The 20739-nt window shown below is 66.9% G+C and carries 14 protein-coding genes and 4 pseudogenes; 8 read left to right on the top strand and 10 right to left on the bottom strand.

Annotated elements, in window-relative coordinates:
• Positions 1–24 precede the first annotated feature (24 nt).
• The 6 genes and pseudogenes from hpnA (at position 25) to ACFQE0_RS12540 (ending at position 7124) form a co-directional block, all read left to right on the top strand.
• Positions 25–1053: a hopanoid-associated sugar epimerase gene (hpnA, locus tag ACFQE0_RS12565; protein WP_378970063.1), complete on the top strand. Its 1029-nt coding sequence runs from the start codon at positions 25–27 to the stop codon at positions 1051–1053.
• A pseudogene (hpnC, locus tag ACFQE0_RS12560) lies at positions 1050–1947 on the top strand (squalene synthase HpnC). Before hpnA ends, hpnC begins: the two are co-directional and overlap by 4 nt.
• Positions 1944–2795: a presqualene diphosphate synthase HpnD gene (hpnD, locus tag ACFQE0_RS12555; RefSeq protein ID WP_378970061.1), complete on the top strand. Its 852-nt coding sequence runs from the start codon at positions 1944–1946 to the stop codon at positions 2793–2795. Before hpnC ends, hpnD begins: the two are co-directional and overlap by 4 nt.
• Positions 2795–4081: a hydroxysqualene dehydroxylase HpnE gene (hpnE, locus tag ACFQE0_RS12550; protein ID WP_378970059.1), complete on the top strand. Its 1287-nt coding sequence runs from the start codon at positions 2795–2797 to the stop codon at positions 4079–4081. The genes hpnD and hpnE overlap by 1 nt, the downstream gene beginning before the upstream one ends.
• 142 nt (positions 4082–4223) lie before the next feature.
• Entirely contained in the window at positions 4224–6221 is a 1998-nt protein-coding gene (gene shc, locus ACFQE0_RS12545) for a squalene--hopene cyclase (protein WP_378970057.1), read from the top strand.
• A 198-nt stretch (positions 6222–6419) separates the two neighbouring features.
• On the top strand, positions 6420–7124 hold the full coding sequence (locus ACFQE0_RS12540) for a phosphorylase (RefSeq protein WP_378970055.1): 705 nt from the start codon (positions 6420–6422) through the stop codon (positions 7122–7124).
• Positions 7125–7206: 82 nt separating this feature from the next.
• Here ACFQE0_RS12540 and ACFQE0_RS12535 read toward each other — a convergent pair.
• From ACFQE0_RS12535 to ACFQE0_RS12495, 9 genes and pseudogenes are all read right to left on the bottom strand, one after another.
• Positions 7207–8738 (bottom strand): annotated as a pseudogene (locus ACFQE0_RS12535) (Do family serine endopeptidase).
• 230 nt (positions 8739–8968) lie between these two features.
• Positions 8969–11686 (bottom strand): valine--tRNA ligase, encoded by a 2718-nt coding sequence (locus ACFQE0_RS12530; RefSeq protein ID WP_378970053.1) that lies wholly within the window; start codon positions 11684–11686, stop codon positions 8969–8971.
• Positions 11687–11774: 88 nt separating this feature from the next.
• Positions 11775–12395, bottom strand: coding sequence for a PopZ family protein (locus tag ACFQE0_RS12525; RefSeq protein ID WP_378970051.1), 621 nt, complete (start codon positions 12393–12395; stop codon positions 11775–11777).
• Positions 12396–12542: 147 nt separating this feature from the next.
• Positions 12543–13941 (bottom strand): annotated as a pseudogene (locus tag ACFQE0_RS12520) (TolC family outer membrane protein).
• Between the two features lie 216 nt (positions 13942–14157).
• Positions 14158–14811: a protein-L-isoaspartate O-methyltransferase family protein gene (locus ACFQE0_RS12515; protein ID WP_378970049.1), complete on the bottom strand. Its 654-nt coding sequence runs from the start codon at positions 14809–14811 to the stop codon at positions 14158–14160.
• Between the two features lie 144 nt (positions 14812–14955).
• The gene (locus ACFQE0_RS12510; protein ID WP_378970047.1) at positions 14956–15102 is read right to left on the bottom strand and encodes a hypothetical protein; all 147 of its coding nucleotides are present in this window, start codon (positions 15100–15102) and stop codon (positions 14956–14958) included.
• Positions 15103–15207: 105 nt separating this feature from the next.
• The gene (locus tag ACFQE0_RS12505) at positions 15208–16251 is read right to left on the bottom strand and encodes an alpha/beta hydrolase family protein (protein WP_378970045.1); all 1044 of its coding nucleotides are present in this window, start codon (positions 16249–16251) and stop codon (positions 15208–15210) included.
• Between the two features lie 133 nt (positions 16252–16384).
• Positions 16385–16717, bottom strand: coding sequence for a hypothetical protein (locus ACFQE0_RS12500; RefSeq protein ID WP_378970043.1), 333 nt, complete (start codon positions 16715–16717; stop codon positions 16385–16387).
• Positions 16718–16887: 170 nt separating this feature from the next.
• Positions 16888–17915, bottom strand: a pseudogene (locus ACFQE0_RS12495) (alpha/beta hydrolase).
• A 287-nt stretch (positions 17916–18202) separates the two neighbouring features.
• Here ACFQE0_RS12495 and meaB point away from each other — a divergent pair.
• Positions 18203–19189, top strand: a complete 987-nt coding sequence (gene meaB, locus ACFQE0_RS12490; protein WP_378970041.1) for a methylmalonyl Co-A mutase-associated GTPase MeaB — start codon at positions 18203–18205, stop codon at positions 19187–19189.
• A gap of 266 nt (positions 19190–19455) precedes the next feature.
• Entirely contained in the window at positions 19456–19833 is a 378-nt protein-coding gene (locus ACFQE0_RS12485; protein ID WP_378970039.1) for a CsbD family protein, read from the top strand.
• 44 nt (positions 19834–19877) lie between these two features.
• Here the strand turns inward: ACFQE0_RS12485 and ACFQE0_RS12480 are convergent, their stop codons facing one another.
• Entirely contained in the window at positions 19878–20663 is a 786-nt protein-coding gene (locus ACFQE0_RS12480; RefSeq protein ID WP_378970037.1) for a 3-hydroxybutyrate dehydrogenase, read from the bottom strand.
• Positions 20664–20739: the final 76 nt, after the last annotated feature.

Raw genomic sequence — 20739 nt, 5'->3', positions numbered from 1 at the left:
TCTTTTGTGACGTGACGAGACAGAATGGCTGAGGCCACCCCTTCCGGCCCGGTCGAGACCGGCCCCGTGCTGATCACCGGCGCGAGCGGCTTTCTCGGCTCGGCCCTGGTCGACGTCTTTCGCCGGGCCGGCTTCCCGGTGCGCATCCTCGTGCGTGCGACGAGCCCCCGCACCAATCTCACGTGGCCCGATGTCGAGATCATCACGGGCGACATGCGCGATGCGGGCAGCGTGGCTGCCGCCATGCACGGCCAGCGTTACCTGATTCACGCCGCAGCCGATTACCGGCTCTGGGCGCCGGACATGGAAGAGATCGTCCGCACCAACCGCGACGGTACGCGCCTGATCATGCAGGCTGCCCTCGATGCGGGCGTGGAGCGGATCGTCTACACGTCGAGCGTCGCCACGATCCGCCCGCCCGCCGACGGCGTGACACCTTCCGACGAGACCATGCCCCTGACGCCGGAGACGGCGATCGGCGCCTACAAGCGCAGCAAGGTCGTGGCCGAGCGCGTCGTGGAAGAAATGGTCGCCCGGAACGGCCTTCCTGCTGTGATCGTGAACCCCTCTACGCCCATCGGCCCCCGCGACGTGAAGCCGACCCCCACGGGGCGGATCATTCAGGAGGCGGCGCTCGGCAAGATGCCCGCCTTCGTGGATACCGGCCTCAACCTCGCCCACGTAGACGACGTGGCGCAGGGCCACCTCCTCGCCCTAAACGGGGGCCGGATCGGCGAGCGCTACATCCTCGGTGGCGAGGACGTGTTCCTGTCTCAGATGCTGGCGGACATTGCCGGGATGGTCGGTCGCAAGCCGCCGACCGTGAGCCTGCCCCGTGCCGTCGTTTACCCGGTGGCGTTCTTCGCGCAATTGGCCGCCCGGTTCACGGGCCATCAGCCCTTCGCCACGATCGACGGCGTTCGCATGTCCCGCTACCGGATGTTCTTCTCCGACAGGAAGGCGCGGGCCGAACTCGGCTACACGGCACGCCCATATCGCGAGGGCCTATCCGACGCGATCGACTGGTTCCGGGCCTCGGGATACCTGAAATGACCAGCCTCGACAGCGCGACCGCCGCGCGTTCCGGCAAGGGCCACCGGGACGAGAACTTCCCCGTCGCCTCGCATCTGATCCACCCGCGCCATCGCGGGGCGATCCTGGCTTTCTACTATTACGTCCGTGCGGGCGACGACGTGGCCGACCATGCCGGGCTTTCGCCCGAGCGTAAGATCGAGTTGCTCGATGGGCTCGCCGACGCCCTCACCGGGGCAGGCCCGTCGGACCCGGAAGCGGAGCCGCTGAAGGCTGAGCTCGCCATCCGCCGCCTGCCGCCGCGGCACGCGCTCGAACTGCTCGACGCGTTCCGGATGGATGCACACAAGAACCGCTACGCCGATTGGGACGAGCCTGATCCACTATTGCCGCTATTCGGCGATGCCTGTCGGGCGCTTCGTCCTCGACGTGCATGGCGAGGATCCGGCGCGGGTCTACGGCCCCTCGGACAAGATCTGCGCGGCGCTGCAGATCATCAATCACCTGCAGGATTGCGGGAAGGATTACCGAAACAACGACCGGGTTTACCTGCCGCAGGATACTCTCGACAGGCACGGTGCCACCGTCGCCATGCTGGGCGAGGCCAAGGCGGCCCCGGCCCTGCGCGCGGTGATCCGCGAACTCGCGGAAGGCTGTCTCAGACTGCTGGACGAGGGCGCGAGCCTGCCGGACCTGATCGACGACACGCGCCTCGCCATGGAAATCGCGGCGATCCATCGCCTCGCGGTGGTGCTGTCCAAGGGCCTGCTGGAGCGCGATCCGCTGTCCGAGAAAGTCCATCACGGCAAGGCGGCCTTCGCCCTGTTCGCCCTGCGTGGGGTGGTCGCCACCCTCGCCCGACGCCCGTTCCGCGGCCGGATCGTCCGCGCGGCCATTCAGGGAGCCAAAAGTTGAGCGCCACCGCGACGCCCGCTCCGGCTGGCGAGGCCGAAGCCCCGGCGCTGCCCGCCGCAGGCTCCTCGTTCTACACCGCCATGCGCCTGCTGCCTAAGAAGCGGCGCGAGGCGATGTACGCCGTCTATGCCTTCTGCCGGGCAGTGGACGACGTGGCCGACGACGGCGGCACGCGCGAGGTGCGCCGCGCCGAACTGGATCGCTGGCGCGCCGATATCGATGCGCTCTACGCGGGGCGCCCCGTGGCGCGGACTCGCGATCTCGTCGGCCCGATCGAGCAATTCGGCCTGAAGCGCGAGGATTTCCAAGCTGTCATCGATGGCATGGCCATGGATGCGGAAGAGGATATCGTCGCCCCCGACGAGGCGACCCTCGACCTCTATTGCGACCGGGTCGCCAGCGCCGTGGGCCGCCTGTCGGTGCGGATCTTCGGCATGCCGGAGGCGGACGGCATCAAGCTCGCTTGGCATCAGGGCCGGGCGCTGCAACTCACCAACATCCTGCGCGACATCGATGAGGATGCCGAGCGCGGGCGCCTCTACCTGCCCCGTGAGAAGCTCGCCGGGATCGGCCTGTCCGACCCAACGCCGATGCAGGCGATCATGCATCCGCGCATCGGCGAGGTCTGCTCGGCCATCGCCCGCGAGGCCGAGGAGCATTACCGGGCGACCTGGGAAATCATTCGCCGCAACCCGCGCAAGCCGACCAAGGCGGCACGGCTCATGGCGGCGGCCTACCATCTCTATCTCAAGGCGGTGATCCGCCGGGGTTGGGCGCCGCCCCGCGCCCGAGTGAAGCCGGGCAAGCTTCCGCTCATTCTCGTCGCCCTTCGACACGGTATCGTGTGATGGCAAAGGTCCACATCGTCGGCGCCGGCCTCGCCGGTCTTTCGGCGGCCGTTTCCTTGAGCGGAAGCGGCCGCAAAGTCGTTCTGCACGAGGCGGCCAAACAGGCGGGCGGTCGCTGCCGCTCCTATTTCGACCCGAGCCTCGACCTGACGATCGACAACGGCAACCACCTGCTGTTGTCGGGCAATGCCGATGCGTTGGGCTTCCTGCACGAGGTGAATGCGCCCTCGGACGCCTTGGTCGGCCCTGACGAGGCCGCCTTCGATTTCGCGGATCTGAAATCCGGCCAGCGCTGGACGCTGCGCCCCAATGCCGGGCGCCTGCCCTGGTGGGTGCTGAGCCCGTCGCGACGGGTGCCCGGCACCCGCGCCCGCGACTACCTCGCGCCGCTCGGAATACTGCGCGCCGCCTCCGGCAAGGCGGAAGGCGCGGGCGGGACGATCGGGCAGAGCATGGAATGCTCGGGGCCGCTCTACGACCGCCTCTGGCACCCGGTTCTGCTCGCAGCTCTCAATACCGAGCCGCGCGACAGCGATGTCGGCCTCGCCGCCCGGATCCTGCGTGAGACCCTGGGCGCCGGAGGCCGGGCCTGTCGTCCGCTCGTGGCCGAAAAAGGTCTCTCCTACGCCTTCGTCGATCCGGCCCTCAAAACTCTGACGAAGCGCGGCGCGGAGATGCGGTTCGGCCGCCGCCTGCGCAGCCTGGAGACCTCTGGCGGGCGGGTGACCTCGCTCCTGTTCGCGGACGGGCCGGAGGCCGTCGGCCCGAATGATTCGGTCGTCCTCGCGCTGCCGCCTTGGGTGGCCTCGGATGTGTTGCCCGAAATCCCCGCCCCGCAGGAGTTCCGCTCCATCGTGAACGCGCATTTCGCGCTCACACCGAAGCCGGGAAGTCCGCTTGTTCTCGGCGTGGTGAACGGTCTTACCGAGTGGCTGTTCGCCTATTCGGACCGATATTCAGTCACGATTTCAGGCGCCGACCGTCTGCTCGACACTCCTCGTGAGGAGCTTGCGAGGCAGATCTGGGGAGAGATTGCCACGCTCGGCAATCTTGCTTCGGAACTGCCGCGCTGGCAAATCGTCAAGGAGAAGCGTGCGACGTTCGCGGCCACCCCGGCGGAGGCTGCGCGGCGCGCGCAGGCACGCACGCGGCACACAAACCTCGTGCTGGCAGGCGACTGGACCGCCACAGGCCTGCCATCGACCATCGAAGGGGCGATCCGCTCCGGAAAGACCGCCGCGCACACGCTGATGTGTGCGGCATCACCGGCACGCGGCGCTGCCTGAGGCATGGCGGTTGCAACTTGAGCGCTCGCCACCGAGCCGGTTACCGGTTCGGTGTGAGGGAGCGCGGGAAACATGGGCTTGAAGCCGTTTCCGGACGCGGCGCGTTCGGGATGGGCTGCAGGCGACCGTGAGGCGAGGACACATGAGAGAGGCCGTGAACAAGATAGAGGCGCTGCAGCGTCCGAAGACCCAGGACATCAGCCTGGAGACCGTCGAGCGCAGCGTGACCGTGGCGACCCGTGCCCTGGGCGCCATGGCTCAGACGGATGGTCACATCTGCTTCGAGCTCGAGGCCGATGCGACCATCCCGTCCGAGTACGTCCTGTTCCATCATTTCCGTGGCCATCCCCCGGCCGCGGATCTCGAGCGCAAGATCGGCAACTACCTCCGCCGCACCCAGGGACCGCATGGCGGCTGGGCCCTCGTCCACGAGGGTCCGTTCGACATGAGCGCGACGGTGAAGGCGTATTTCTGCCTGAAGATGATCGGCGAGGACATTGAGGCCCCGCATATGCGCCGGGCGCGTGAGGCGATCCTCGCCCGCGGCGGTGCGGCGAACGCCAACGTCTTCACCCGCTTCCTCCTCGCCCTCTACGGCGAGGTGCCGTGGCGCGCCGTGCCGGCCATGCCGGTCGAGATCATGTTCCTGCCGAAGTGGTTCCCTTTCCACATCGACAAGGTGAGCTACTGGGCTCGCTGCACCATGGTCCCGATGTTCGTCCTGCAGGCGACGAAGCCTAGGGCGAAGAACCCGCGCGGCATCGGCATCCAAGAACTGTTCGTGACGCCGCCGGAGAGCGTCCGCTCCTGGCCGGGCTCCCCGCACGCGACGTGGCCGTGGACGCCGATCTTCGGCTTCATCGACCGCATTCTTCAGAACACCGAGCATCTGTTCCCGCGCGGCCCGCGCCAGCGCGCCATGGAGATGGCCCGCGCCTGGGTGAGCGAGCGCCTGAACGGGGAGGACGGCCTGGGCGCCATCTTCCCGCCGATGGTCAACTCCGTGCTGATGTACGAGATCATGGGCTACACGCCCGACCATCCGCAGGTGAAGGTCGCGCTGGAAGCCATCGAGAAGCTTGTCGTCATCAAGGACGACGAGGCCTATGTGCAGCCCTGCGTCTCGCCCGTATGGGACACGGCTCTCGCGAGCCACGCCTTCCTCGAAGCCGGAGGCCCCGATGCCGAGGCGAAGGCCCGCGCCGGTCTCGACTGGCTGAAGCCCCGGCAGGTTCTCGACATTGTCGGCGACTGGGCGGCGCGCAAGCCGGATGTCCGCCCCGGTGGCTGGGCGTTCCAGTATGCCAATGCCCATTACCCGGATCTCGACGATACCGCCGTCGTGGTGATGGCCATGGATCGGGCCATGCGCCAGCACGGCCTGGTGGCCGACATGCCGGACTACAAAGCGGCGATTTCCCGCGCCGTCGAGTGGGTCGTCGGGCTTCAATCGGCCGATGGCGGCTGGGCTGCCTTCGATGCCGACAACAACTACATGTATCTGAACCACATCCCGTTCTCGGATCACGGCGCGCTCCTCGACCCGCCGACCGCCGACGTGACTGCCCGTGTGGTCGGGATGCTGGCGCAGCTCGGTGAGACCCGTGAGTCCAGCCGCGCCCTCGACCGGGGCGTGAACTACCTCCTGAACGATCAGGAGGAAGACGGCTCGTGGTACGGCCGCTGGGGCATGAACTTCATCTACGGCACGTGGTCGGTGCTGAACGCCCTGAATGCGGCGGGCATCGACAAGGAAGACCCGCGGGTGAAGAAGTCCGTGTCCTGGCTCGTCCGCATCCAGAACCCGGATGGCGGGTGGGGCGAGGATGCGTCCTCCTACAAGATCGATCCGGCCTTCGAGGCAGGCTCCTCCACCGCCTCGCAGACGGCCTGGGCCCTGCTGGCGCTGATGGCGGCGGGCGCCGTGGACGAGCCGGCGGTGACGCGCGGCATCAACTTCCTGACCCGCACCCAGACTGCAGACGGACTGTGGAACGAGGAGCGCTACACGGCGACGGGTTTCCCGCGCGTGTTCTACCTCCGCTACCATGGCTACCCGAAGTTCTTCCCGCTCTGGGCGCTGGCGCGCTACCGGAACCTGAAGAAGAGCAATACCGGCCGCGTCGCCTTCGGCATGTGACCGTGCGACCGAGACGGGGCGGTTCGCCGCCCTGTCTCTCTGCGAGAGGACGCGGCGCCCTCGCCCTGATATGAGGTCGATCGCACGCCCGACCGGCGGCCCTTTCGACCCGGGCGTCCCTTGTCCTCTTCCGAACCCGATCAGCCCCGCTCCAGGCCCCCCGCCGGATTGCTCGCGGACCTGATCCAGCCCCGCACCATGATCGACCCTTCCCTCCCCGTTCTCGCCGTGACCGGACTCGCCCGCGAACGGCGTATCGCAATGGGGACCGGCGTCGAGGCCGTAGGCGCGGGTGGCGACCCGGCCCGGCTGCGCATCCTGCTCGAAGGACGGTCCGTTCCGGGGTGCCGGGCTGTGGTGAGCTTCGGCATCGCGGGTGGCCTCGATCCGAGCCTCAAGCCGGGTGATGTGGTGATCGGCACCGGCATCGTCTCGCGCGATGGCCGACGCAGCGCCGATCTCGATGCCGCCGCCGCGATGGTCGGCCTGCTCGCCGGATTGCCGAACCGGGTGATTTCCGCCGATCTCGCGGGTGTCGATGCCGCCGTCCTCTCGGTCGCCGACAAGGCGAGCTTGCGCGATTCCACGAATGCCGCCGCCGTCGACATGGAATCCCATGTGGCGGCTACCTTCGCGGGTCGGCACGGTCTGCCCTTCGCGGCGATCCGCGTGATCTGCGACCCGGCCGACCGGGCGCTTCCGGCCTTCGCAGCCAACGCGCTGACCCCCGAGGGCGAGCCCGACATCAAGGGCGTGCTGTCCGCCCTTGTCACTGGCCGCGCGCGCATCGGCGATCTCATGCGGCTCGGGCGAGATTCGAACGCAGCCTTCGCCGTGCTGGCGCGCTGCCGTTCCTGTCTCGGCGCCGGGCTCGGCATCCCCCTGCCGCCATCCCAATCCTGAAACGAAAATGGCGCCGGTCGGGAGACCGGCGCCAGTCGAGGGGCGTCACCGGGGGGAGAGGGGTCCCCCTTAACAGCCGGCATCAGCCGGCATTCTTGCTGAGCGAGATCGCCACGAAGCGGGTCTGACCCTTGGCGCTCTTCACCCGCATCAGCACGGCCTTACGACCGCTGCTCTCGGCGCTGCGCACCTGAGCAACCACGTCCGAGGGGCTGGAGACCGACTGGCCACCGACATCGAGGATCAGGTCGCCCTGCTCGATGCCCTTGGCGGCGGCCGGACCATCCGGATCGACCTGCACCACCGCGACACCCTGGTCAGACAGGCCGACCTGAGCAGCCGGGGCGAGGCCGAGGCCGAGGCGCACCTGACCGGAGCCGTCATCCTCTCGCGCCGCCACCTTGGTGCCGTCCGTCGGCATGGTACCAAGGGTGACAGTCGCCGTGTCCGACTTTCCGCCGCGCAGGTAGCCCAGTTCCACCTTCGCGCCGGGCTTCATGGAAGCGATGCGGCGCGAGAGCTCGCGGGCGCTGTCCACGGACTCGCCATTGACCTTCTCGATCACGTCGCCGGACTTCAGACCCGCCTTGGCGGCCGGAGTCCCGTTCTCGGCGTGATCGACCAGCGCGCCCTTGGCCTTCTGCAACCCAAGGCCCTCGGCGATATCCTGCGTCACCGGCTGGATCTGCACGCCGAGATAGCCACGAGCGACCTTCCCGTCCGTGCGGAGCTGATCCACGACCGCCTGCACCGTATCGGACGGGATGGCGAAGGCGAGGCCGACGCTGCCGCCCGAGGGCGAGGCGATGGCCGTGTTCACACCGACAACCTCGCCATTGACGTTGAAGGTCGGGCCGCCGGAATTGCCCTTATTGATCGGGGCGTCGATCTGCAGGAAGTCGTCATAGGGACCGGCGCCGATGTCGCGGCCACGGGCCGAGACGATACCCGCCGTCACCGTGCCGCCGAGGCCGAACGGGTTACCGATGGCGACTACCCAATCACCCACCTGCGGTGCGGTCTTGCCGAACTGCACGTAGGGGAAGTTGCCACCTTCCTTGATCTTAAGGAGGGCCACGTCGGTCTTGGCATCCTTGCCGATGACCTTCGCATCGAGAGTACGGCCGTCGTCCAACGTGACCTGCACCGTCTTGGCGTGATCTACGACGTGGTTGTTGGTGACGACATAGCCATCGGCCGAGATGATGAAGCCCGAGCCGACCGCGCCGCGCGAACCGCGATGCTGGGGCTGCATGCCGCCGGGGCCGCCATTCTCACCGAAGCGCTTGAAGAACTCGCGCAGTTGCGGCGGGACATTCTGAAGGTTCTGGCCATTCGGCCCGGTGTTGCCCCCTCGTCGTCGTCGCTCGCAGAATCATCGAGCTTGACCTTCACCGAGACGACGCCCGGCTTCACTTTGTTGACGATCCCCGCGAACGAGCCCGGCGGATGCTCCGGCGCTTCGATCGGCGACTTCGGCAGGGCCTGGGCGAAAGCCGGCGTGGTGGCGGGCAGGTAGCCGCCGCCGACGGCGCCACCGGCAACAAGCGCGGCAGCGGCGACGGAAGCGAGGGCGCGGCCGGTGTAGCGGCGGGCGAGACGGGACTGAGTCATGTGGCTCACACCTTGGAAACGATCGGGACGACGCCTGTCGCGGCCGTCGATGGGATCGTTCTACGGGGGGCCAACTCACCCCGGTGTGGCGGGTAGATTACCGTTTTGTCAGGTGGGCGGACTGCCTGCCGTCAGTGCGAGCGAAGCGCAGCAATCCGGGGACGAACCGCATGACGCGGTTCACGCTGCCCCGGATCGCTTCGCTGCGCTGGTGATGCGGGAGCGGAGTCTTACTCCCCGCTCAAGCGCGTCAGCGCCTCATCGATCTTCACGAGCCGCGCGCTCTCCGCCTCGCGACGCTCGCGGTTCTCCTCGATGATCTCCTCGGGAGCGCGGGCGACGAAGTCGGCATTGGCCATCTTGGCATCGACCTTCTTGATCTCGCCCTCGGCCTTCGCCTTCTCCTTCTTCAGGCGTGCGACCTCGGCGGCGAGATCCACGATCCCTTCGAGGGGAAGCGCGGCGACGCTGCCGCGCACCAGCAGTTGCACCGACTTGGCCGGAGGCGTCTGGGTGAAGGTGATCTCCGACAGGCGGGCGAGGCGCACGAGCGTATCGCGCCACGCTTCGACGCGCGCCTTCACCGCATCCTCCGCACCGACCAGCACGAGGGGAATCTGCGCGCCGGCCGGGACATTCGTCTCCGAGCGTGCCGAACGGATCTGGCCGATGAGGTCGACGATGAAGCCGACCTCTTCCTCGGCCGCCGCATCCGCCAGACCCGCGAGATCCGGCCAAGCGGCAAGCGCGAGAAGGCCGCGCCCCTCAATGGCCTCGCCCTTGATGCCCCACAATTCCTCGGTGAGGAACGGCATGAACGGATGCAGGATCTTGGCGACCTGATCGATCAGGAATGCGACGCTCGCCTGCGTCTCCGCCCGGGCGGCCGGATCGGCACCTTCGCCCTGAAGCACGGGCTTGGCCAGTTCGAGATACCAGTCGCAGAAGATGTTCCAGGTGAAGCGGTAGGCTGCACTCGCTGCATCGTTGAAGCGGTAGGCCGCAATGGCGGCTTCCACTTCGCCCACGGCACGGGCCGCTTCCCCGATCGCCCACTTGTTGATCGCCCCCGTCACGGTGCGGGGCTCGAAGGCGGGATCGAGCGTGCAGCCGTTCAGTTCGGCGAAGCGGGCCGCATTCCAGAGCTTCGTCGCGAAGTTGCGGTAGCTCTGAACGCGGTCGGTGGAGAGCTTGATGTCGCGCCCTTGGACAGCCAACGCGCAAAGGGTGAAGCGAAGGACATCGGCGCCGACCTGATCGATGAGTTCGAGCGGATCGACGACGTTGCCCTTCGACTTCGACATCTTGGCGCCGGAGGCATCGCGCACAAGCGTATGAAGATACACCGTATCGAACGGCACCTCGTTCGTGACGTGTAGCCCCAGCATCATCATGCGGGCGACCCAGAAGAACAGGATGTCCTTGCCGGTCACCAGGGTATTGGTCGGGTAGTAGCGCGCCAGTTCGGGCGTCTTGTCCGGCCAGCCGAGCGTCGAGAACGGCCACAGGCCCGATGAGAACCACGTGTCGAGGACGTCGGGGTCACGCGTCAGGGGAACGGCACGGCCGTGCTTGGCTTCGGCCTGCGCCTGTGCGTCGGCCTCGCTCTCGGCAACAAAGAAATTGCCTTCGTCATCGTACCAAACCGGGATCTGATGGCCCCACCAGAGCTGGCGCGAGATGCACCAGGGCTCGATGTTGGTGAGCCACTGAAAGAAGATCTTCTCGTAGTTATCAGGAACGAACTTCGTCTTGCCGTCACGCACCGCTTGCATGGCGCGCTCGGCCAGCGGCTTGACGTTCACGTACCACTGGTCGGTGAGATACGGCTCGATCACCACTCCCGAACGATCGCCGTGCGGGACCATATGGGTGTTGGGCTCGATGGTGCGCAGGCGCCCACGCTCCTCCATCAACTCGACCACGCGCTTGCGCGCAGCGGCCCGGTCGATGCCGTGCAGCGCCAGCACTTCGGCCTCGGGTGAGGTGTCGGCGAGGAACGCCTCGTTCCCCTCCACGAGCATCTTACCCTCGGGATCGAGCACGTTGATCATCGCCAGCGAGTGACGTCGACCGACTTCGAAGTCGTTGAAATCATGCGCGGGGGTGATCTTCACCGCGCCGGTGCCCTTCTCCGGATCGGAGTAACTGTCGGCGACGATGGGAATCAGGCGGCCGACCAGCGGTAGGCGAACCGACTTGCCGACAAGGGCCGTGTATCGCTCGTCGTCGGGATGAACCGCGACGGCGGTGTCGCCCAGCATGGTTTCCGGCCGGGTGGTGGCGACGGTGATGATGTCTCCCGTCTCAGTGCCGGAGGCGTCGACCACTGGGTAATCGAAGTGCCACAGGTGGCCCTTGGTCTCGATCTGCTGAACTTCGAGATCGGAGATCGCCGTCTGGAAGCGGGGGTCCCAGTTCACGAGCCGCTTATCGCGGTAGATCAGCCCGTCCTTGTGCAGGTCCACGAACGTCTTGAGCACGGCACGGCTCAAGCCCTCGTCCATCGTGAAGCGTTCCCGCGACCAGTCGCAGGACGCGCCGAGGCGCTTCAACTGCTCGACGATCGCACCGCCGGATTCGGCCTTCCAGGCCCAGACCTTCTCAAGGAACGCATCGCGGCCGATCTCCCGGCGGCCGGGCTCCTGACGCTCGGCCATGCGGCGCTCGACCACCATTTGCGTGGCTATACCGGCGTGATCCGTTCCAGGCTGCCACAGCACATCGCGTCCGCGCATCCGCTCGAAGCGGCAAAGCACGTCCTGCAACGTGTTGTTGAGGGCATGACCCATGTGCAAAGAGCCCGTCACGTTCGGCGGCGGGATCACGATGCAATAGGGCGCGGCGTCCGCACGCTCGGGGCGTCCGGCACGGAAAGCGCCCTCATCCTCCCAGGCGACGCGAATGCGCGCCTCGACGGAGGCCGGGTCGAAGGTTTTGTCCATCATCGCGAGAGTCGGGCCGAAGGCGGGCTGAGCTGAAAAACGAGCCCCCGCTTTCGGCCGTCAGGCCGCCCGCGTCAACACGGGAGACGGGTCAGCGCCCGCGTGACACCCGCTCGATTTCCGCCCGGACGAGGCGTTCGACCACCACCGGCAGGTTGTCGTCCAACCACGACTTGAGCATCGGGCGCAGCATGTCCTGCACGATGTCCTCGAGCGTCCGCGCGTTGTTGGTCAGAACCGTATGCGCCAGCAAGTTGAAAGCATGACCGACCGTGGCATCGGTGGCGGGCGAGATCAGGCGGTCGGCCGCAGGCGCCGGGCGCGGCTGCTCGGGCGCACGCTCGACCCGCGGCGGCGGCTCGGGCACGAAGGCGGGTTCGGGAGCAGCCGCGACCGGCTCAGGCTCGGGCTCCGGCAGCATCTCGTCCTCGATGGCGAGATCCTCGAAGCTGATCTCATCCAATTCGAGGGGCACCGGCTTGGGCGCCGGCGGCTCGGGCGGCGGAACCAGGGAGACCGGCGGAGGCGGCACAGGCTCGGCCGCCTCTGCGAGGTCGAGGATGTCGTCGGTCTCTGCGGGCTCAGGCTCGCTCGGCTTGGCGGCCTGATCGTCGGCGATGATCCGGCGGATGGAGGCCAGGATCTCCTCCATCGACGGCTCATGCGCCTTATCGGCAGCCTTGTCCTGAATCTGCGGGCTTGCTGCACTCATGACGACGGCGTGCTCGGATGCGATGAAACCGGAAGGTGGCCCGTTAGGAGCCGAAACTCAGTATTTCACGCCACTGAGTTACGACAAGCCGCCCGACAGCACAGTCTTGCAAAAATCGAACGGCGCTCACAGCAGAGACGGATGGGCTCAGCGGCCATCGGGCGTGCGCAGGCCGAACCACAGATCCTTGACCTGATCGTAGTGGATCTTTGCGCTGTAGGGCTCGACAGGCAGCGACGTGAAGCGTGCGGTCAGCTGGCCCATCGCCTGGACGACGCCATACGAGAAGATGACCCGGTCGCGCTGCGCCACGATCAGGTTCACGCGCGAGGTCAGCAATTCCTGCTGGGCATTGAGGACGTCGAGGGTCGTGCGCTGGCCGACGCGGGCCTCTTCGCGCACGCCGTTCAGGGCAACCTCGTTGGCCTGAACCTGCGCTTGCGCGGCGATGACCTGCGCCTTGGCGGCTTCGAGGCGGCCCCAGAAATCCACGATCTGCGCGCGGACCTGATCGCGGACCTGCTCCACCTGCACGCGGTACTGGCCAACCAGCTCCTTCTGCTGGCGGACCTGGGCGTAGACTTGGCCGCCCTCGTAGATCGGGATGCTGACGCGGCCGATCACCGAGGCGCTCACGCCGTTATCGCCGGAGAATTGGGTATCGTAACGCTGCTGGACCGTGCCCTGCACGGTCACCTGCGGATAGAGCTGGCCTTCCAGAACCTTGACCTGAGACTCGGCCGCGTCGAGCGCGTGAATTGCCGAGATGATCTGAGGGTGCTCTTGCAAACCGGTCGAGATGGCGACGTCGAGGTTTGCCGGGACGAAGCGGTCCAACGGACGGCCGGGCGCGAGGGAACGCGGCTCGACACCGATATTCTGGCGATAGATGCCGATCGACGTGCGCAGGGCGGATTCCGCCGAACTGACCTGCGACCGTGCACCAGCGAGGCGGGCCTCGGCCTGGGCGACGTCGGTCCGCGTGACTTCGCCGACGTTGAAACGGTCGCGGGTCTGCCGAAGCTGCTCTTCGAGAACCTCGACGTTGTTGCGGTTCAACTCCAGCGTGGCCGTGTTGCTCAACACGTTCATGTAGGCCTGAACGGCGTTGTAGAGCACCGTCGAGCTCGGTGAAGCGCAGCGTCTCGCGCTGGCTGTAGACGGTCGATTCGGCCCTGCGGACGTTGTTGTCGGTCTGGAAGCCGTTGAAGATCGACTGGCTGACAGTCAGGCCAGCGCCGCCGGGCCTCGTCGTCTGCTGAAAGCTGGTGCCCGAGAAGCGGCCATTCGAGTAGAGAGTGCCGATATCGGCGCTCAGGTTCACGGTCGGACGGTAGCCCGACTGAGCGATGGCGACGCCTTCGTCCGTGTACCGGGTGGTCGCCCGGCTGGCATTGAGGGTCGGGTTTGCGCGATAGGCCCGCGACAGGGCCCCTTCGAGCGTCTCCGCACCGACCTGACTCGTCGCCAACACCGCAGCGACGGCCGTGACGGCGAAGCCGGCACGGCTCTTCGCAACGCGGAAATTCGGCACTCGTTGACTCACAGTGCTCAACCCTCGCGGCTTTCGGTGTCTCAGGTTCCCGCCTCCTCGGCGAACGTGCGGCGAACCGCACCAACCTGAACAAGCCCGTCCTGAAGGGACCTTAGCCGGAAGTCGTTAAAACGGCATCGACTGAGAGGGCTCTCAGACCTGAATCCTCGCGGGTGGCGCATAAAGGCGACACCTCGCCGACCCACGAATTCTCACACGGAATGAGTATCAGAAGGCAAAAGTCGCTTCCTGAGCAAAGTCCGTGAGGGCCGGAAGAGAGGCGTCGAAGAGCGGCCGGGATCCGAACACATCCCCTGCCCTCACGAATACGGTGACCTTCGCGCCCCGGTCTGGGCCGAAAACGCAAACGAGGCGTCCGTCATCCTTGAGTTGGTCGAGAAGGGCCTGCGGCCGCGTCTCGACACGGCCGTTAACCAAGATGACGTCGAACGGCCCTTGCTTGGGGACACCGTCTCGCAGCCGCCCCTCGACCACCTCTGCTTTGCCGGCAAGGCGCTCCTTCGCAGCGGCAACCAGTTCGGGGATCGATTCGAGGGCGGTCACGGTGGCGCCGAGCTGCGCCATCACCGCCGCGGAATACCCGTACCCGGTGCCGATATCGAGGGCCTTCACACCCGGCTGAATCTTCAGAGCCTGCACCATCCGCCCGAGCACCATCGGTGCCGGGGCGACCCGAACGTCACGCTCGGCCATGCCGAGCCGGATCGGCTGGTCGATATAGGCGAAGGGCTCCTGGCTCTTCGGGACGAAGGTCTCGCGCGGAACCGAATCGAACACGTCGAGAACGGCATTGTCGTTCACGTCGAAGGTCCGCAACTGGCAGTCGACCATCATCCGCCGCGCCTGCGCGTAATCGAGCATCGGATACCTCGTCCCCGAAACGGTCCGGCCAATCGCGCAGCCGACCATGGCGCAGCTTCAGCCGTCGCGCGGGTTTACGAAGATCGGCTGCCAAAAGGCAAGGACGAGCGAAGCCGGTTCATTGCGGTGCGGTGACGGACCGGCTCAGATGCCGACGAACGGACCGGTAGGATCCTCGCTCCGCGGCACCAGCCGGTCGGTCGAGTGAAGCGGCAGGCCGGTAGCAACGGCGAGAATCAGTTGCGCGAGTCCGGCGATGGCGAGGCGGCCGGCTGTGGTGCGGTCCTTCATGGAATGACTCCGAGTGGCGTTCCCCATTTGGGGTGCCTCCCGCGATGCACCATGCTGGATGGGCCACCTCTGCTCCTGAAGCGTGCGAGCGCGCACGCCTGCCGGTCAGTCCTTCACGGGCACCCGCTTGTCGAGCCAGCCTGCCAGCCAGTCGGCGATGTCGAGACTGTTCTTGTCCTGCATCAGCATGTGCGAATTGCCGTGGATCCCGATCTCCGGGAGGAGAATCAGTTCGGCACGGCCCCCGGCGGCATTCGCGGCAGCTACGAAGGCGCGGCACAGTTTCAGCCTCGGCGCCCAGCGGGCAGACTGGTCAACATAGTCGCCGAACAGCACGAGGATCGGCAATTCCTTGTAGGGTGCGAGATCGTCCTTGGCCGGATCTGGGCAGGCAGCGGGTTCGATCGCAACGATGGCCCGGATGCCGTTGCGGTCCAGGGCCGCGGTCTGGAACGGATAGATGCCCGATTGCGAATGCGAGACGAGCACGGCGCTCTTCAGGCGCTTGGCGAGTTCCGAAAGCCCGGTCACGGTCGGGTTCGGGGTCGGCAGGGCAGCGGACCAATCCGGCACCATCTGTTTCCAGAACTCGCCTTGAGCCTCCAGGGGAAACTGCATGCCCGGGAAGGTCTTGGGGAATTCAGGTCCGAACCGGAAGATCGCCCAGGCCGCCTCGCGGCCTACCGAGAACACGGGAGGCAGGCTCCCGGTCTCGGCCTTGCCCGCCTTCGCCGCGTTGATCGTGCTGACGTTGCCGGCGGAACGCCCGCGCCAGGATTGGTCGATGACGTAGACCGGGAAGCCCCGGCGGACGAAATACTCGTCCCAGCCCATCCGGCCGTCGGGCGTCGTCTCCCAGGTTTTCCCCGTCAGGCAGCAGCCATGGATGAAGACCAGCGGCGGGCGCGCGGGCGAAACCGGCACCTGGTAGCGCACATAGATCTGATCGACCGTGACCGTCCCGGATGCCGGATAGGCGGGCAGCGTGGAGAGCGTCTCGGACGAAACGTCCCGCCCGCCCACGAAGAAGCTGCCCTGCAACGAGAGCGTAAGCGGAGCCGGAGGGGCATCGGCGGCGGAAGCGGGCGACACCGACACGGCAAAAGCCGTCAGACACAGGGCGAGAGCCCGCCGCATCACCACAAGCATTCTACGACCCCGGCGGGCGGCCTCCCGCCGGTCGGGATCCGTGCGCACCATATGCCACGAAGCAGGGCTCGTCGGCGAGGCCCGGACCGGCCGTTCCTCGACAGATCGACCGGTCCGGTACTCTTCCCCGCGCTCAGGCGTGGGCGGTGTCGTCCTCATCGATGTCGACGAGGAAGACGATGTCCGCTTCGTCTTCGTCGCTATCATCGGCATCGGCGTAGCGGGGGTCGTCCACGAAGTCGCCTTCGCCATCGTCCTCGGCGAGGGCGTCCTCGAACACCTCGACCTCGTCCTCGCTGGAGGGGCGCACAGTGAGTGCTGCCTTGCCATCCCAGAGCGGCTTGCCACCGCTCGTCATCGTCTTGATGTCTTCCTTGAAGCCGTCGCAGGTGAACAGGTCTTTGGCCGAGGCCTCATCGCTGTTGATGACCGCGACCGCCGTGCCCTCGATTTCCAGGGTGAACATGGCCGGCATCCTCTCTTCAGACCTTGCCTGCACGCTCCCGGCAGGGCGCGTGGTGCGTTGTGCGTGCCCGACCCCGGCTTCCTCGCCCGATCCGGCCGCCGACGCCGCACGCGGCTCCTGTAGGGGGAAGCGTTCCCGGGCCAAGCCCGTTCTCGCCCCGCCCCCGTGACTTATACGCCGGCGCCCCGCGCGATGGCGCGCTTCACGACGCCCTGCACTTCCGGGTTCGAGAGGAACAGGTCGTGGTTGATGAGCCCGCCCGCGTAATCCGACGCATCGGCGACGCGCACGCCCAACGCTTCCAGCTTCGCCCGATCCGCAGCACCCGCTCGGGTGCCGCCCGCGATGGCCGCCGACAATTCGAGGGCGCGATCATTGGTGGCGGAGATGACGGTGATCTTCGACACGTCCTGCCCGAGCCGGGAGACACCGTTCGAGAACAGGTCGAAATCGATATCCGGCGCTGCCAGCACCACGGCGCCGATGCGCGACATTGCGGCCTCGCCCGCCTCCGCGCGCAGCATCCGCAAGGTTTCCAGCGTCAGCAGCGTGCCCATGGAATGCGCGACGATGAAGATGCGGCCGCCGCTCGGCGTCGCCGCCAGCGCCTTCAGCAGATCCTCGAACGCATCGCGCGACCACATCGCGCTCTCGCGGTCATAGGCATAATCTAGCGTCGCGGCGGCGGATGGCCACGTGAACAAGCCCGATACGCCCTTGAAGCGGATGCCGTCCGACAGGCGTGCCGCACTGACGGCGGCCGATTCGAACGATTCGCGGTAGCCGTGGACGTAGATCAGCACGTCGCGGCCCAGCGCCGCCTGAGCGAAGGCTTCCGGGCTCCCGCGCCGCTCTCAACCTTCGGCACCGCGCCGATTGTCCAATCCCCGGTGATCACCGAGGATACCTTGCCGAGAAGCGAGCGATCCGGCGGGGAGAGCCGAACCTCCGCGAAGCTCAGGCCCCGGCCGCGATCGGATGAGAACCATGGCGAGCGCGGCGGGCTTCCCACCGGCTTACGCGTGGTGGCGACCAGCAGGACCGGCATCACGTTGAGGGCCGATTGCTTCTCCGGCAGGGCTCCGCTCGAACCGATCTCATCGGTCACGCAGCCCCCGAGAATGGGCAAGGCTCCGGCGGCGGCCGAGGCGGCGCCGACACGGAGGAGGAAGCGGCGGGAGGGGTGCCGAAGCGTCATGATCCGTCTGCGCACGAGCGGCCGAGCCGCCCTTTGAGCTGAACCGTAGCCTCAGGATCGTGACCAAGACGGGGCATCGTCGGCGATTTGCTGCGCCTGCGAAGTCCCGTGCCGCTTCGGCCACAGGCACGGCTCGCCGCTCCGGACGCGATTCGCCAGCCCCAACACGGGCTTCCCGCCGCCATGCACAGCCTTAACCTTGACCGGAAACAACCGATCGCAGCCGTTTTCACCGGCAGGCGGAATCCGCCTCTCGACGGCGGGCTCGACCCCGGCCATGAAGGAGTATGACTGCTCCGCTCGACATCGACTCCCTTCGAGATCGGCTCCTGGCCGGGGACAGGGCGGCGCTCGCGCGCGCGATCACCTTGGTCGAATCGAAGCGGGCCGACCACCGGGCCGCCGCCGCCGCGCTGATCGATGCGGTTCTGCCCCAGACCGGCAACGCGATCCGCGTCGGCATCACGGGCGTCCCTGGCGTCGGAAAATCGACCACGATCGACGCCCTCGGCTCGAACCTTACGGCGGCCGGACACCGCGTCGCAGTGCTGGCTGTGGATCCATCCTCCTCGCGCACGGGCGGCTCGATTCTCGGCGACAAGACCCGCATGGCGCGGCTGTCGCACGATCCGAAGGCGTTCATCCGGCCATCACCCTCCTCCGGTACCCTCGGTGGCGTGGCGGCAAAGACCCGCGAGACGATGCTGCTCTGCGAGGCGGCCGGATTCGACGTGATCCTCGTGGAGACGGTGGGCGTCGGCCAATCGGAGACCGCGGTCGCGGATCTCACCGACTTCTTCCTCGTCCTCATGCTCCCCGGCGCAGGTGACGAACTCCAGGGCATCAAGAAGGGCATCCTCGAACTCGCCGACATGATCGCCGTGAACAAGGCGGACGAGGGCGAAGCGGAATCACGGGCCAATGCGGCCGCCTCGGAATACCGGGCGGCCCTGCACATCCTCACACCGGCCTCGGCGACCTGGACGCCGCCGGTCGTCACGATCTCGGGTTTCCATAACCGTCGCCTCGACGCGCTCTGGTCGAAGATCGTCGATCACCGCGAGAAGCTGACGGCGACCGGTGAGATCGCCCAGAAGCGCCGGGGGCAGGACGTGAAGTGGATGTGGGCCCTAGTCCACGAACGCCTCCATCAGCGCCTCGTCGGCACCGCCGAGGTCCGCCAGAAGACAGCCCAGGCGGAATCCGGTGTCTCACGTGGTGAGACATCTCCGGCAGCGGGCGCGGCGGCGATCGCCGAACTGATCGGACTTTAAAGCCTCTCACAAAACTCCCGCTGAGCCGTCGAGGCCAGGGGGAGAACTCTCGGTGAACGGGAGTTTTGTGAGGAGCTCTCAGGCGCCGCGCAAAGCAGTTGCGGACACGCTTCGAAGATCGAGCACCACGTCCGACAAGTTCGACGGCTTTCGATCACAAGAAAAACGCTCCCACCCGGTGAACAAATCGCATCTCGCGCGTTCGATGGACGCGGGCCTCACACGCCTGCACGAGCGGCACAGGAAGCCGCGTCGAGGAGATCACCATGGTGGACACTGATCGGATCGTCGGGGGAGCCAAGGAGGCACTCGGCAAGGCGCAGGGTACGGTTGGCGACGCGCTCGGCTCGAATCGCGATTCCGTCGAGGGCCGTTTCCGCGAGGCACAGGGCCAGGCGCAGAACGCCTACGGACGGGCCAAGGATACAGCGAGCGATCTCGCGGACCGTGCAGGCGATTACGCGAGCGAGGCCTACGACCGGGCGGGCGACTACGCCGACGAGGCGTATGAGCGCGGCAGTTCCTACCTGCGCAGCGGCCACCGCACGGTGACGGCGCAGGTGGAGGAGAATCCGATGATCGCCCTGCTCATCGCGGGCGCCGTCGGCTACGGCCTCGCCCTCTTGGTTCACGGGCGCCGCTGAGTCTTCGGGGCGGCTCCGCTCGGTGGCGGGGCCGCCCCTTCGCACTACTGCGCGGTCCAGCCGCCATCCATGGTGAGGTTGGAGCCGGTCATCTGGCTCGCCGCGTCCGAGCACAGGAATACCGCCAGCGCTGCGACCTGATCCACGGTCACGAACTCCTTCGTCGGCTGCGCCTTCAGCATCACGTCTTCGATCACCTGTTCCTTGGTGAGGCCGCGCGCCTTCATCGTGTCCGGAATCTGCGCCTCGACGAGGGGCGTCCACACATAGCCGGGAGAGATGCAGTTCACGGTGATCTTGTGTGGGGCGAGTTCGAGCGCCGCCGATTTGGTGAGCCCGGAAATGCCGTGCTTGGCCGCCACGTAGGCCGACTTGAACGGCGAGGCGACGAGGGAATGCGCCGAGGCGGTGTTGATGATCCGGCCCCATCCCCGCGTCTTCATGCCGGGTATCGCGGCCTTCATCGCGTAGAACGCGGAGGACAGATTGATCGCGATGATCTGCTCCCACTTGTCGGCGGGAAATTCCTCGACCGGCGAGACGAACTGAATGCCGGCGTTATTGACGAGGATGTCGACCGAGCCGAAGCGCGCCTGCGCCTCCTGCACCATCGCCTCAATCTCGGCGGGCTTGGTCATGTCGGCGGCGGAATAAATAGCTCTTACGCCGAATTCCTGCTCGATCGCCGCGCGGTTGCGCTCGATCTCTTCGGCCTTGCCAAACCCGTTGAGCACGACATCCGCGCCTTGGGCCGCGAAAGCCCGCGCGATGGCGAGTCCGATTCCGCTTGTCGAACCCGTGACGAGGGCGGTCTTGGACTTCAGGGACATGGCAACCTCCGAGTTGGGCCGGTACCGACCGCATTAGCGCTTCACCGGGGGCCTGTGCCACGCCCGGATCGTCCAA

This window comes from Methylobacterium komagatae (genome assembly GCF_042661665.1).
Taxonomy (GTDB): domain Bacteria; phylum Pseudomonadota; class Alphaproteobacteria; order Rhizobiales; family Beijerinckiaceae; genus Methylobacterium; species Methylobacterium komagatae.
Note: the sequence above shows the minus strand (reverse complement) of the source record. Positions and strands in the feature narration are given on the sequence as shown.

Bases quoted from the DNA above. Each gene is read 5' to 3' on its own strand.
- hpnA (WP_378970063.1), top strand. From the start codon at position 25: ATGGCTGAGGCCACCCCTTCCGGCCCGGTCGAGACCGGCCCCGTGCTG.
- hpnE (WP_378970059.1), top strand. From the start codon at position 2,795: ATGGCAAAGGTCCACATCGTCGGCGCCGGCCTCGCCGGTCTTTCGGCG.
- shc (WP_378970057.1), top strand. From the start codon at position 4,224: ATGAGAGAGGCCGTGAACAAGATAGAGGCGCTGCAGCGTCCGAAGACC.
- ACFQE0_RS12540 (WP_378970055.1), top strand. From the start codon at position 6,420: ATGATCGACCCTTCCCTCCCCGTTCTCGCCGTGACCGGACTCGCCCGC.
- ACFQE0_RS12530 (WP_378970053.1), bottom strand. From the start codon at position 11,686: ATGATGGACAAAACCTTCGACCCGGCCTCCGTCGAGGCGCGCATTCGC.
- ACFQE0_RS12525 (WP_378970051.1), bottom strand. From the start codon at position 12,395: ATGAGTGCAGCAAGCCCGCAGATTCAGGACAAGGCTGCCGATAAGGCG.
- ACFQE0_RS12515 (WP_378970049.1), bottom strand. From the start codon at position 14,811: ATGCTCGATTACGCGCAGGCGCGGCGGATGATGGTCGACTGCCAGTTG.
- ACFQE0_RS12510 (WP_378970047.1), bottom strand. From the start codon at position 15,102: ATGAAGGACCGCACCACAGCCGGCCGCCTCGCCATCGCCGGACTCGCG.
- ACFQE0_RS12505 (WP_378970045.1), bottom strand. From the start codon at position 16,251: ATGCTTGTGGTGATGCGGCGGGCTCTCGCCCTGTGTCTGACGGCTTTT.
- ACFQE0_RS12500 (WP_378970043.1), bottom strand. From the start codon at position 16,717: ATGTTCACCCTGGAAATCGAGGGCACGGCGGTCGCGGTCATCAACAGC.
- meaB (WP_378970041.1), top strand. From the start codon at position 18,203: ATGACTGCTCCGCTCGACATCGACTCCCTTCGAGATCGGCTCCTGGCC.
- ACFQE0_RS12485 (WP_378970039.1), top strand. From the start codon at position 19,456: ATGGTGGACACTGATCGGATCGTCGGGGGAGCCAAGGAGGCACTCGGC.
- ACFQE0_RS12480 (WP_378970037.1), bottom strand. From the start codon at position 20,663: ATGTCCCTGAAGTCCAAGACCGCCCTCGTCACGGGTTCGACAAGCGGA.